This window comes from Comamonas sp. CAH-2, assembly GCF_009668305.1.
Lineage (GTDB): Bacteria > Pseudomonadota > Gammaproteobacteria > Burkholderiales > Burkholderiaceae_C > Comamonas > Comamonas aquatica.
Window position 1 is genome coordinate 130,023 of sequence record NZ_VSWF01000001.1, and the last position, 12,377, is coordinate 142,399.

The window sequence follows — 12,377 nt, forward strand, 5'->3', positions numbered from 1 at the left end:
TGAACATGGCCCTTGCTGCATTCGCTGCTTTCTTTACTTCGGCAGTAGCACCTTGTCGATCACATGGATCACGCCATTTGATTGATAGACATCAGGGATGGTCACTGCAGCCATTCCACCGTTTTCGTCTGTGAGCGTGATTTTGGATCCGCTGGATTTGGCCAGGAGTGTGCCTCCGCTGACGGTGTTGATCTTGGCCATGCCCTTTCCGTCCTTGATCATTTTTGCGAGAGCGGCTGCATCCCACTTGCCTGCGACCACATGGTAGGTGAGGACTGTCGTCAGCTTGGGCTTGCTTTCTGGCTTGAGTAACGCATCCACAGTGCCAGCCGGCAGTGCGTCAAAAGCTGCATTGGTGGGGGCGAACACAGTAAAGGGACCAGGGCCTTTGAGTGTGTCGACCAAGCCTGCCGCCTTGACCGCTGTGACCAAGGTGGTGTGGTCCTTGGAGTTGATGGCGTTGTCAATGATGTCCTTGCTGACAAGCATGGGGGCGCCGCCCACCATCACATCAGCCATGGCCGCCACAGATGTGGCGGATGTGGCTATTGCCAGGCCGATCAATGCGAGCTTGCGTGCAGTTTGAATCGAGGTCATGAAGTACTCCTTGGATGTTGAGGACCAGCCGAAAGATGTCGGCTGTCTCATATACGCAGTACATCCCATACTGGATTCAACAATTTGTACGAATTGCGCTATGCGCGTTGTTGGGACCAAGCATTCGATTGGGGTAGAAGTGGTCGCAACAAAACCCCGCACGCCAATAGCTTGGGGTCTCTGCGCATGCTGCATCTGGCGCCTAAGACGATGGACGCTAGATCTGTACCGCTCGGCCGATGAATTGGATGGGTCCAGTGGGTTTTCCGATCGGCGATCCGCCTGCGGGCTCTAGCGTCAACTCGAAAAGCTGGTTGGGTTGCAAAGGTGGCAGCTGATCGACTGGCACCTCAATCGCTTCCCCCGGCTTGACCAAGCCAAGAGAGACCGGAGCGCTCCATCCATCTGCTTTGGTCCAAAACTGCAGAGATTTTTCAGCGGGTACGGTATCCGTTCCCAGTGGCACCAGCCGCAAGCGCCCTTCGGTTTGTGCTTGTACCAACCAGCCCGGGGCCTGGTTTTGTGGCGCAGCCAGCACCACAAAGTAGCGCGGTGCTGTGGGTGGGGTGGCCTCACGCACCAGTAGTACCGCTGCGAGTATGGCAGCGGCTGCAAAGCCACTGCCCGCTAAACCACGCCACAGAGCGAGGCTGTCCCACTGCCACCAGGAGCGGTGGTTGGAGAGAGGTCTGGCAAGACGCTCTGGGGCAATGCTGGCAGCGATACGTGGCCACAGACTAGAAGTAGGCTCGACAGGTGGCGCTAACGCAGTCAGTGGCAGCAGGCGGTGTTCCCAGGCGTCAACTGCGTCGCGTAGTGCTGGCTCATGCGGTAGGCGGGACTCGATTTCACGTCGTTGGATAGCGTCCAGTGTGCCCACAACATACTCTGCGGCTTGGTTTTGCAAGTCGTCGTAGCGGCCCTCATTCACTGGCTTGTCAGGTTTGCTATCGCTGCTCATTGCATGCACTCCCTCAGGGCGCGCAGTCCTCGCTGTATCCAAGCTTTCACCGTGCCCAGTGGTGCTTGCACTCGCTGGGCGATCTCACTGTGGGAGCAGCCGTCCACATAAGCGTGCAGCAAACAGAGGCGTCTTGTCGGCTCCAGCGCCTCCAGGCAGTGCCCCAAGCGGCCAAGAGCAGCTTGCCTAGACAATTCGTCACCGTCGTTGTTCCACAAAGCGAGCGAGGCTTGTGCGTCATAGTGCGCTGCGACAGGCTCATCCAGCCGTGTCTCGCGAGCACTATCGCGGATCTTGTTGAGTGCTGCATGACGCACCACGCTATAGATCCAACCTCTGCCGGCGCCACGGCTGGCGTCAAAGCTGGATGCACGGTTCCAGATCGCCATGAATGCGTCGTGCAGCACATCCTCAGCAGCAGCACGATCACGCACAATGCGCAAGGCAACGCCGAGCAAGTAGCGCGATTCGCGCTCATAGATGCGGCGCAATGCATCACGATCGCCATGTGCGCAGGCCTTCAGTGCTGCATCATGGTCAAACGCTTCTTCGGTGAGAGCGGCAGGTGGCACGAAAAGATAAGCTGAGAAAAAAGGTAGGTGGGAGTTGCTCCGCCCAGTGTATCCGTGCCACCTTGGCGTTTTACAGCGGCTTCCAGAAGATGTAGTCGGCCTGGTACTTCACCATGGTTTTTTGTCCCTTCGTAGCGGCGGTGCAAGGCTTATCTGCCGGTGCAATGCCTCCGCGCAGCGCCACGCGTTGGATATAGCTCACCCCCACCAGATCGCCACTGCCCGTGGCAGCATTGGCCTTGACCAGCTGGTATGGCAGATTGCCTGGACCGGAAGGGGCTACTGCGATTTGCGTCGCAGTGAGTTTGGAGCCGTCGTTGGCCTCCCAGGTGGCTGGTGGACCGTAGTAGCGGCCGACTTGTTGGCCAGCTCTGTTTTTGAGTACGGCTTCAGGACCAGCGAAAACCCACTCGGTCTGCCCAGGCATGCCTGCCTTGTCTTTGCATTCGTAGGTGATGTCGCCACTGCCAACCGTCTCCCACGCAACTTTGTGACCCGCCGGTACCTGGATAGGTGCAGGCAGCGAAGCCTGCGAAAAAGTGCGGGCTTGCTGGTACATAGAGCCGCAGGCGGCCAGAAGGGTGGCAGCGACGGTAGCTGTCGCGATAGCTGTAAAACGAGGCACAGAGCGGATGGTCGACATGGCAGTTCTCCATACAGGTTGGTGAGGTAATAACAAGCAGCGCTGTTTGAGTGCTGCTGCATGTACTACCCGCCAGCACGATGTTTGGATGCAGCGGATGTGAAAAAAATCCTGGCTTGGTGGATGGTTCTTTCTCAGCGGTTGCCGCCATCTGGGATGAATTGACCTCGTTGACCTAGAAACGCCTTGAGACCTTGTATCTGTTGATGGATAACAGCCCTGGGTCTCACAGGCAAGCGTCGCATTCAGCCACTGGCTGCGGAGGAAGCAAAGCTTCGAGAGCATTTAGGTCTACTGCATCGTGTTGTTCCGGCTTCATGAAGCGTGCTGCAAAGTCTTCCCAGAGACGGGTGCGCAAGAAGTAGCGGAACAGCTCTGCATCGAGATGCTGCTCTTTACACATGAGAGCCATGATTCGCAGTGTCTCGCTCAAGGTTTTGGGCGGTTTGTATGGGCGGTCTGCGGCGGTTAATGCCTCAAACACATCGCATATCGCCATCACGCGGTCGAGCACACCCAGTCGCTCACCTGGGATGCGCCGCGGATAACCTTTGCCATCTAGGCGTTCGTGGTGCGTCGCAGCCAGCTCTGGGACCTGTTCTAACCCTGTAGGCCAGGGCAGTCCCTTGAGCATGATGTAGGTCTGCACCATATGGTCGTTGATTTTGAAGCGATCTTCCTCGCTGAGTGTGCCGCGCCGGATACTCAGGTTGTGCAGTTCCCCAAGGTTTTGCTGGTAAGGGGGGAGCTTCATATCAAAACCAAACTTGTTGCGTGGATCCCCTGCCTCGACAGCCGGTCTGTCATCGCCCCAGGGCACACGGTGCTCAGGCAGGTCTGCCAAGAGAGCTTCCATGGCTGGAAGCGGTGGTGTTTCAGGGCGTAGCGCATCTAATTGGCGCAATTCTGCAGTCGACAGGCCCAATCGATCATCAAAGTGGCGTTGCCAGCCTTGGACACCGATGCTGCGCAACCTGGCGATGGATTCGTCAGACAGGAACTCACCGCCCAGATTGCAGCTCGCAACAAATGCAAAGTCATCCTGCAGTTGCTGCTGGCGGGTGCTTAGCTGCTTGCTGTCCAATTCACCGCGCACAGCAGCCAGTTCAGCATCCCGCCACAGAATCTCGAAGCGCAACCGTACTTCATGAATACGGTTGCGGATAACTTCAAGCTTTGTGGCTTTGTCCACGATGTGTTCTGGGCTGGTGACCTTGCCACAGTCATGCAGCCACGCACCCAAGTGGAAAGCGTAGCGCTCGTTTTCGCTCATCCTGAAGTTCGCATACGGTCCATCGCATGTGGCATGCAAGCGGTCGGCCAGTTCGATGGCCATCTGTGGCACCCGCTCGCAATGGCCTCCGGTGTAGGGGCTCTTAGCGTCAATCGCATCGGCCATCAGTTGGATGATCGCGTCGAAAAGGCGCCGTTGGGATTCCAAAAGCTGGCGTGTTTCGATCGCTACGGCCAACATGCCTGAAAGGCGGCGTGCGAAACGCTGAAAAGCGGCTTCCTTGTGCGCAACATCGTCCTTGAATTCAAGCACCAAGAGCCCTTGCAGGCCGCCCTGGCGACCGCGCAACTCTAAATCCAGTCTGTTCACCATGTGCAGCGGAGAGTCACTGGCGTGAACTGCTGGTAGAGGGGGGTAAGTGAACCTCTCTGGCAGTGGCGTAGCTATGGTGCCTGCCTTGGCGCAATATTGCATGCAGGCAGACTGAGCGTCCCAAAGATAGACGGCGGCCGCCTCTGACTGGGTGGCTTGCGTCAACTGTTCTAGCACGAGCTGGAGCATGCGCTCTACTTCGGGCTCTGTGGCCAAGCTTTCCGTCAGACCCAGAAAGGCTTCGATCGTCCCTCCCATGTGCTGCATGGCCTGGGACAATTCACCCACCTCGCTCACCCGACTGGGGGGCAGTGGTTCGCCAGTAAAGTCAAAACGTGCGATGCGCAGGCTGCGTTCGCGCAGCAGGTTGATGCTGCGTCCGATCGCCTTGCCGGCGGCCCAACCCAATGGCAGCAGCAACAGTGCCAAAGCCACTGCCATTCCGATGTAGTAAAGCGCACGCCGTCGTGCATCGGCTGCCAGTTCATCAAACGGTAGCATTTGCAGCAGATCGAGCGAATCGCCCAGGCCGATATCAATTTGTGTGTGCAGGCCGACCCACCGTTGACCATCAATCTCGATCAGCTGTGGCATGCCTGCGTCCTTAGAGGCATCACGCAGATGTTGCAACTGTGGTTCATTGATGGCGCTGAGCATCGGTTGTGTGTCGCTACCGACACTGTTCAAATCGACGGTCGCTGCCATCACCTGTCCACTGGTGTGCAGCAAGGCCAGGCGGGTTCCTGGTGTAGCCCGCAGGGCCAGCAGCAATTGCTCCAGATCGTCAAAAGCTACATCAATACCCACCACCGCATCCGCAGCAGTAGCCTGTTTGCTCAGTGTCACACCAAGTCTCTGTGTGGTCGCAAACCGATAAGGCTGTGTAAGTTGTGCTTGCTCCGGGTGCTGCCGTGCGACTCCGTACCAAGGGCGTGTGCGTGGGTCGTACTGATAATCTGCTCTGTCCTGGACCTCTTGCAGATTGCCGCCCCCGTCTAGAAAGCGAAAACGTCCAAGGCGACGACCGTCTGGCTGCTGTGTGATTGTTTGGACCAAAAACCCTGCACCATCGGGTGCAGCCACGCTTTCCCGTACATCGGCCAAATTCAAAGGCCGCGCCAGAACAAAGTCACCATTGGGGTAGGCGATATACACAGCCGCTTCCAGTGGGCTTGCGCGCAATTCCCCTATCAATCCTTCGAGTGCTTGCAACCGACTGGCCTCATCGGAGGCTAATGGCAGACGACCTGCACCAATATGACGCAATGCCCCTTGTGCTGGCGTTAGTTGCAACCGTATCTGCTGACCCAGCAAGGTCGTGTCGCGCGCTGCGCGCTGCCCAGCATCTAGCACCAAGCGTTGGGTGGTGGCCGCCCAACCGAGGCCGATCAGCAAGATTGCCACCAGCCCCATACAGGCCATCGTCAATACGGCAATGTGCACACGAATGCGGAACTGCCGGGGGAATCGTACAGGGTGGTGCATCAGGCAGGCTTTCCGCAGGTTGGGGCACCCGCGATGAGCAATCAGTTTAATTGGGCAACATCTGACAAAACCTGCGCTTTAAATGCCCGTGTTGTGAAACCACCTCATGATTGGAATGCTGGTTTGCAAGTGGAGATTGCCTCCTTTGGCGTGCCAAAGCCAATTAGGGAAATTTTCAAAGTGAAGCAGCACTATGGCATGACTGGATGTGAATCCATGCGGCCTTTAAGACCCGGCGGATTTATGCTGCGCGCACAGTCTCAGGCGCTAATCCCGAAACAAGTGGGTGAAGCGACCAGAGCTTTATAGATCGTGCACAGCCAGCGGATAGCTTTCAGCCAGCAAAGGTGCGGCTTCGTCATGCATTTTTAGTGCACACGCAACCGTAATCTGATCCAGCTTGAAGGCATGGGCCTAGCATCCTATCCCGCAGCTGGATTGGTGGCGTGGCGTCGCCCCGGCAAGAAGCGGGCTTGCCGTTGTGGGCTGTGTAGGTTCCGCTGTCGTCGCTATTTCTTGAGCGGTGGATGGCTGTTGCAATCAGTGTGCAACCCAGCAGTTTTTCTGAAGTTTTGCAGCAGGCACAGCCATACGCACAAACGATGCGGGCGTTGCCAGACCCACGACAGGCACAGGAGCTGGGTGCGATAACATCTGCCGATGCTTCTTCAACCCAAGTCTTCGTTACCGCCCTGTAAAGGCTGTCATGACCGTCCCCCGCTGGACCTGGCATTCAGTATGGCCTTTCAACCGATCGTGGACGTGCGTGATCGAACCGTTTTTGCTTACGAGGCCCTGGTGCGTGGGCTGGATGGCAGCGGCGCGGGGCAGATTCTGAGTCAGGTGAATGCGGACAACCGTTACCAGTTCGATCAGGCCTGCCGCGTCAAGGCTGTCAGTTTGGCAGCACGTCTGGGCGTCCCCTGCCATGTCAGCATCAATTTTTTGCCGAACGCCGTATACGAGCCTGCAGCCTGCATTCGCACCACCTTGGAAGCGGCGCAGCAGCACCAGTTTCCAACCAGCCACCTTATTTTTGAAATCACCGAGAACGAGCGAGTGGTCGACAAAGACCACCTCAAGCGCATCATGCAGGAGTACCGCCGGCGCGGCTTCAAGACGGCAATCGATGATTTCGGTGCGGGTTACGCCGGCCTCAACCTGCTTGCTGAGTTCCAGCCCGACATCATCAAGCTGGACATGGAGTTGGTGCGCCAGATCGACACCAACCCTGTTCGTCGTGCCATCGTCCAAGGCATTCTGGGCGTGTGCCAGGCACTGTCGATCGAAGTGATTGCGGAAGGCGTGGAGACCGATGCCGAGTACCACACGTTGCGCGCGATGGGGGTGCATTACTTCCAGGGCTATCTGTTTGCCAAACCAGCCTTTGAGCAGTTGCCTGTTGTGACGTGGCCTGCTGGCTGCGAGCTGTCTGAAACTGGCGCAGGCATATAGGCCTGAATGCCGCAGCGCGGTCGGTCGTGTGTGCCGCGCGCTGCGCGACTTGGCATATACTGGTCTCGCGCGCTAAATTTGTTCTTCGCCCCTCTAGCGCACGTCTGACACCTCCGTAGCCCCTTGGCCGTTGGTAGTTCCCTTCTTTGAGAAGCGTGCGACTGTCACTCTCCCTTCCCGGCGAATCTCTGCAGATCTCTTCTTCGTTCGATCTGCCCAGCCCCTGATCTACCAGGGTCCGCTGTCTCCCTATTTACTCGATGGACATTGCCCACAAGCAAGGCGTGCCCGTCCGTATGCCATGCTGCAAAAACCTATCAAAGAGCAGGTGGGCAACTACGTTGTTACACCCTTCAGTCACCTCGACGCATCCGGCCAGTTTGCTGCATCGGTATCTATCCGACGCGGTGTCTATGACCGTGTCTTCCGATTCATTCCGCAGTTCACCAGCGAGAGCCTGGCCAACAGCTATGCGCTCGATCAGGCACGCACGATGCTGCTGGCCAACGCACTGAACTAAACCTGTTTATCGCCACTCATCTGGAGGCACCTTGGCAAAAGAAGAACTCATTGAAATGCAAGGTCGGGTGGAAGAAGTTCTGCCCGATACGCGCTTTCGCGTAAAGCTGGACAACGGGCACGAACTGATTGCCTATTCGGGCGGCAAGATGCGCAAGCATCGGATTCGCGTCTTGGCGGGCGACAAGGTCACTGTCGAGATGTCGCCCTACGACCTGAACAAAGGGCGGGTGACCTTCCGCCACATCGAGACGCGGATGAACGCGACCCCCGGTGGTCCCAAGCGTCGTCCCCGTTGATTTTTGGGCTGTCCTGGCACAAAGGTCCGTCCTTCTTGAAAGTACCCTATGCAAAACAAACTCTACATCAGTAACTTGGCCTTCTCGATCGACAGCGATGCACTGCGCAAGCTGTTGACCAACTATGGCGTGGTGCTGTCATCCCAGGTCATCTTGCAGCGTGACACTGGCCGCTCTCGCGGTTTTGCCTTTGTGGAGATGTCCACGGAAGAAGAGGCGCAAGCCGCAGTGCAGGGCTTGAATGGTCAGCCCACCGAGGGGCGCGCGCTGAGCGTGGCGATTGCTCGCGATCGCAGCTAAAGCACCTGTAGCTACAAGCGCAGCCCCCTGCGGATGAAAGTCCGCAGGGGGTTTTCTTTGGGCATTTGATGCTTGTCGGCTGCCAACAAAAAGCCCCTGTCAGCAAGTGCTGGCAGGGGCCTTGAGACCTAGAGCCTCAAGAGCTTTTAGTAGCGGTTATTGCCACCGCGGTAACCGCCACCGCCGTTGTTGCTGCGGTAGCCGCCGCCGGATTCTTCGCGGGGGCGTGCAACGTTGACGAGCATGTTGCGGCCATTCAGAGGTTGGTCATGCAGGCCTTGGATGGCAGCTTGCGCTTCTTGCTCGGTCGACATTTCAACAAAGCCAAAACCCTTGGAACGGTCGGAATCGCGCTCCATCATGACCTTGGCAGAGGTCACATTACCGAATTCGGCAAATTGTTGCTCCAGATCGTGGTCGCGAACGTTGTAAGAAAGATTGCCTACGTACAGTTTGGTTGTCATGGTGTAACTCTATGAAGTTGCGGTGATCCTGGGAGATGTCCAGGGATCAAAGGGTGCAAAGCGCCCGGGTACGGGTTGGCCTTTGGGTGTGGAGCGCCGCAAGCTCGGTTGTCAGTCGGGCAGGCCGGGCAGGTGCAAATAGCTTTTGCCATTGCTCAATGGCATAGCGGATGGCGGCAGCAGGAGATCGAAACAGGGGAATGAAGCGAAACACCCGGTCGTGTGAGCAAGAGCTTTTGCCGCTGCGAATGGAAAGCGTTGCTGTGTAGGAGCCGCTGGCGGTCATTGCGGCGGTAGGCGTGAGTGCGTAGCGGCCGATGACTTGAGAGATAGCAGGAGAGTGGATCAAGAGAGACGCGTTGGGATTAGGCAGACGCGCGAATAACAGACTCAAAAGCAAGCCGCTTATACGTTTTGGGGGGCGTAAAGTAAGAGCCAAGCATGCAGCGGCATGCTTGGTCATTTCTCAATGACAACCAGAAGTCATTGAAAACAAGGAGTTGAAAATCGTCTGGTGCGATGTGGGTTGCGCTTGGGGCGCTGCATTTTGGTGTGCTGTATATGTTGTTGCGTTGCAGCAAATTGGCAGCAACTATAACAGCGTTCGGTGCAAAGGCATGGCCTTTCTTGTGTAGGGTCGCAATGCCCCCAGGGCTCAGGGCTCAGGGCTCAGGGCTCAGGGCTCAGGGCTCAGGGCTCAGGGCTCAGGGCTTAGGGCTTAGGGCTTAGGGCTTAGGGCTTAGGGCTTAGGTGTCTGGGTGATGTCAAGCCTCCGTTGCTGCAAACGGGCACGTTGGCGTGTGGAAACTCGCAGTGCACGATGGCTTGCGCGGAGGTTCGCCATGCAATGCTGTGTGCGAAAGCTATGCCCAGAGACGCGGGCGGCCCTGCAAATCACGCAGTATCTGTGGGATAGGTGGGCCTGTGCCAGACTACGGCATGACTCAAAAAGAGCGGTATACGGCGAGCTGGGTGGATGCGCTTGGCCATATCGAAGAAGACGCGTGGCAGGTACTGGCCGGTGGACATCCATTCACCAGCTACGCATTTCTTCAGTTGCTGGAAACAACGGGCTGTGTCGGCGCAAAGACCGGGTGGCATGCCCGCCACTTGCTGCTGCACGAGGAGGGCGTCTTGGTGGCTGCAGCCCCCAGCTATTTCAAGACCCACTCCCGTGGCGAGTTTGTGTTTGACCAGGCCTGGGCCCAGGCGTTTGAGGCGCATGGTCTGTCCTATTACCCCAAGCTGGTGGTGGCCGTTCCGTTTACGCCCGTCCAAGGTCCCAGGCTATTGGCCAAGGATGAGGCTGCGTGCCGTGCCTTGGCGCACGAGCTGGCGGCGGCGTGCGACGTCGTGCATGCCTCTTCGGCGCATGTGCTGTTCACCGCGCCGCAGGACCGGGCAGCCCTGGTTGAGGCTGGCTTCATGCTGCGCGAAAACGTGCAGTTCCATTGGCGGAACGACGGCTACACATGCACTGAAGACTTCCTGGCCCGGCTGTCCCAGGACAAGCGCAAGAAGCTGCGGCAAGACACCCGGTATGTGACCAGTGCCGGAATCACTTACCGGTGGTTGGAGGGCGCACAGCTGCAGCGGGAGCACCTGGAGTTCTTCTACGCCTGCTATGTCAATACCTATACCGAGCATTGGTCGCAGCCCTATCTGAGCCTGGAGTTCTTTCTCCGGGCCCATGCGGAGCGTGTGTTGGACTTGGTACTGATCCTGGCGGAACGTGACGGGGCACCGGTGGCGGTGGCGCTGAATGTGCGTGGGGGCAAGACCCTGTATGGGCGCCACTGGGGCACGACGGAGTTCGTCAAGGGCCTGCACTTCGAGACTTGCTATATGCAATCGATTGCCTACTGCATTCAGCACGGCCTTGAATTTTTTGAGGGAGGGGCCCAGGGCGAACACAAGATGGCCCGCGGGCTGTTGCCGGTGAAGATGTTTTCGGCCCACTGGGTGGCTGACCGCCGGTTTGCCGCGGCCATCGACCACTTCCTGCAGCGGGAGACGGTGGCTGTTGACGGCTATGTCGATGAGTTGCAGCGCGCCAACCCGTTCAAGGTGGATGCAAAAAGCAGGGGGGGCGGGGCCGCCTAGGGCGTGGCCGCTGCCACTTGATTGCGCCCGCTGCGCTTGGCTTGGTAAAGGGCGCGGTCGGCCAAGTCGACCAGCGCAGTGGTCGATGTCGTCAAGGCCGTATCGCTGGCACACGCGACGCCGATGCTGATGGTGATGCGCACCAGGCCGGTGTTTTCGTTGCCCAGTGACATGTTTTCCACCTGCTGTCGGATGAATTCCGCCAGCTTGGCGGCTGAGGGCAGATCGGTGTCCGGCAGCAAGACCGCAAACTCTTCGCCGCCATAACGTGCGACCAGGCTGCCGGTGCGCTGGATGCGGTGCGCCAAGATGCTGGCAAGGCGCTTGAGCACCTCATCCCCAAAAGGGTGGCCGTGCGTGTCGTTGAGGCGCTTGAAGTGGTCCACGTCCAGCATCAGCAGCGACAGTGGAGTTTTGGAGCGGTGCGCGCGCTGCCACTCGGACTCCAGCACTTCATCGAAGCGGCGGCGGTTGGCCAGGCCGGTCAGCGCGTCCTTGATCGCCAGCGACTCCAGGTGCTGGGTGAGCTGCTTCAAGGCTTCCTGCTGTTGCCGGGATTCCGTCACATCGACATGGGAGAGAAAGTTGCTGCCATTGGTCTGGGTGCCACGCAGTTCCACCACGCGCACCCAGCGGTTGTTGGGCAGTGCCAGCACGTAGGGGGCGCCTGAAAAGCGCTGGTGTTCCTTGAGGAGACCCAGACTGGCGACATACTCCGCCGTGGGGACTTCGTGTTGCCAGGCCTGGGTGTAGAGCTGTGCAAAATCGCGCAGCTTCAGCGCATCGGTGCTGGGCAGCCCGTAAAGCTCCAGAAATGTGTGGTTGGCCCAGATGGAACGACCGATCTCATCGACCATCAAGATCCCGTCCGCCAGGCTTTCCAGTGCCATGGCTGTGTCTGGCAGGATTTGTGTGGGCAGTGGCTTGGTGTCAGGATTGATGCGGTCCTGCATGCCGGTCAGCAGCGGTGCCGTTTTGCGCCACAGCCTGACGCGTCCATAGGCACCCAGTGGCAGGGACGCCACGCGCACGCGGTAGTCGTGGTGGTCAAACTCAAAAGCCCGCAACTGGTTGCGGTGCCGCAGCACACCTTCCTCGATGTAGCGATCGATCTGTGGCAACTCCTCGGCCGAGAGCCTTTGCAGATAGAAACGCCGCAGGTTATCGCGGTAGTCCTCCCCGACATGGACATGGCCTGCATGCTCTGGAAAGAACTGCAGGAAGGTGTCGTTCCAAACGAGTGCCTTGTCCTCTGCATCAAAAATGCAGATGGCGACCTCAAGCTGGTCGAGGGCTACTGCTATTGGTTTGAGGATTGAGATCAAGTGGGGCTATCCAAAAAGCTGTCTGAGTCTAGCTTGTAAGTTTTTTGT

Annotated in this window: 12 protein-coding genes and 1 pseudogene; 6 read left to right on the top strand and 7 right to left on the bottom strand. The window is 58.1% G+C overall.

What is annotated here, in order from left to right; translation table 11 throughout:
* Positions 1–33 precede the first annotated feature (33 nt).
* The 5 genes from FYM52_RS00600 to FYM52_RS00620 form a co-directional block, all read right to left on the bottom strand.
* Positions 34–597, bottom strand: coding sequence for a fasciclin domain-containing protein (locus FYM52_RS00600; protein ID WP_154162672.1), 564 nt, complete (start codon positions 595–597; stop codon positions 34–36).
* A gap of 217 nt (positions 598–814) precedes the next feature.
* Positions 815–1,558 (bottom strand): anti-sigma factor domain-containing protein, encoded by a 744-nt coding sequence (locus tag FYM52_RS00605; protein ID WP_154162673.1) that lies wholly within the window; start codon positions 1,556–1,558, stop codon positions 815–817.
* A complete protein-coding gene (locus FYM52_RS00610; protein WP_162524610.1) occupies positions 1,555–2,130 on the bottom strand; it encodes a sigma-70 family RNA polymerase sigma factor in 576 nt (191 codons plus the stop codon). The genes FYM52_RS00605 and FYM52_RS00610 overlap by 4 nt, the downstream gene beginning before the upstream one ends.
* 70 nt (positions 2,131–2,200) lie before the next feature.
* A complete protein-coding gene (locus FYM52_RS00615) occupies positions 2,201–2,773 on the bottom strand; it encodes a DUF3455 domain-containing protein (protein WP_154162674.1) in 573 nt (190 codons plus the stop codon).
* A gap of 226 nt (positions 2,774–2,999) precedes the next feature.
* Positions 3,000–5,864 (bottom strand): HD domain-containing phosphohydrolase, encoded by a 2,865-nt coding sequence (locus FYM52_RS00620; RefSeq protein WP_154162675.1) that lies wholly within the window; start codon positions 5,862–5,864, stop codon positions 3,000–3,002.
* A gap of 33 nt (positions 5,865–5,897) precedes the next feature.
* Here FYM52_RS00620 and FYM52_RS00625 point away from each other — a divergent pair, with 33 nt between their 5' ends.
* The 5 genes from FYM52_RS00625 (at position 5,898) to FYM52_RS00645 (ending at position 8,437) form a co-directional block, all read left to right on the top strand.
* Entirely contained in the window at positions 5,898–6,173 is a 276-nt protein-coding gene (locus FYM52_RS00625) for a hypothetical protein (protein WP_154162676.1), read from the top strand.
* Positions 6,174–6,602: 429 nt separating this feature from the next.
* Positions 6,603–7,319, top strand: coding sequence for an EAL domain-containing protein (locus FYM52_RS00630; RefSeq protein WP_307902411.1), 717 nt, complete (start codon positions 6,603–6,605; stop codon positions 7,317–7,319).
* A 301-nt stretch (positions 7,320–7,620) separates the two neighbouring features.
* Entirely contained in the window at positions 7,621–7,839 is a 219-nt protein-coding gene (locus FYM52_RS00635) for a hypothetical protein (RefSeq protein WP_042412566.1), read from the top strand.
* A 31-nt stretch (positions 7,840–7,870) separates the two neighbouring features.
* A complete protein-coding gene (gene infA, locus FYM52_RS00640) occupies positions 7,871–8,137 on the top strand; it encodes a translation initiation factor IF-1 (protein WP_042412569.1) in 267 nt (88 codons plus the stop codon).
* Positions 8,138–8,185: 48 nt separating this feature from the next.
* The gene (locus FYM52_RS00645) at positions 8,186–8,437 is read left to right on the top strand and encodes an RNA-binding protein (RefSeq protein ID WP_042412572.1); all 252 of its coding nucleotides are present in this window, start codon (positions 8,186–8,188) and stop codon (positions 8,435–8,437) included.
* Positions 8,438–8,598: 161 nt separating this feature from the next.
* Here the strand turns inward: FYM52_RS00645 and FYM52_RS00650 are convergent.
* Positions 8,599–8,901: pseudogene (locus tag FYM52_RS00650) on the bottom strand (RNA recognition motif domain-containing protein); the annotation flags it as partial.
* A gap of 939 nt (positions 8,902–9,840) precedes the next feature.
* Here FYM52_RS00650 and FYM52_RS00655 point away from each other — a divergent pair.
* The gene (locus FYM52_RS00655; RefSeq protein WP_154162677.1) at positions 9,841–11,004 is read left to right on the top strand and encodes a GNAT family N-acetyltransferase; all 1,164 of its coding nucleotides are present in this window, start codon (positions 9,841–9,843) and stop codon (positions 11,002–11,004) included.
* Here the strand turns inward: FYM52_RS00655 and FYM52_RS00660 are convergent.
* The gene (locus tag FYM52_RS00660; protein ID WP_154162678.1) at positions 11,001–12,329 is read right to left on the bottom strand and encodes a diguanylate cyclase; all 1,329 of its coding nucleotides are present in this window, start codon (positions 12,327–12,329) and stop codon (positions 11,001–11,003) included. The two genes, FYM52_RS00655 and FYM52_RS00660, sit on opposite strands and share 4 nt — an antisense overlap.
* Positions 12,330–12,377: the final 48 nt, after the last annotated feature.

Coding starts and splice junctions, on each gene's coding strand:
- FYM52_RS00630 (WP_307902411.1), top strand. CDS start 6,603: ATGGCCTTTCAACCGATCGTGGACGTGCGTGATCGAACCGTTTTTGCT.
- FYM52_RS00615 (WP_154162674.1), bottom strand. CDS start 2,773: ATGTCGACCATCCGCTCTGTGCCTCGTTTTACAGCTATCGCGACAGCT.
- FYM52_RS00635 (WP_042412566.1), top strand. CDS start 7,621: ATGCTGCAAAAACCTATCAAAGAGCAGGTGGGCAACTACGTTGTTACA.
- FYM52_RS00625 (WP_154162676.1), top strand. CDS start 5,898: ATGAGCAATCAGTTTAATTGGGCAACATCTGACAAAACCTGCGCTTTA.
- FYM52_RS00655 (WP_154162677.1), top strand. CDS start 9,841: ATGACTCAAAAAGAGCGGTATACGGCGAGCTGGGTGGATGCGCTTGGC.
- FYM52_RS00605 (WP_154162673.1), bottom strand. CDS start 1,558: ATGAGCAGCGATAGCAAACCTGACAAGCCAGTGAATGAGGGCCGCTAC.
- FYM52_RS00620 (WP_154162675.1), bottom strand. CDS start 5,864: ATGCACCACCCTGTACGATTCCCCCGGCAGTTCCGCATTCGTGTGCAC.
- FYM52_RS00645 (WP_042412572.1), top strand. CDS start 8,186: ATGCAAAACAAACTCTACATCAGTAACTTGGCCTTCTCGATCGACAGC.
- FYM52_RS00600 (WP_154162672.1), bottom strand. CDS start 597: ATGACCTCGATTCAAACTGCACGCAAGCTCGCATTGATCGGCCTGGCA.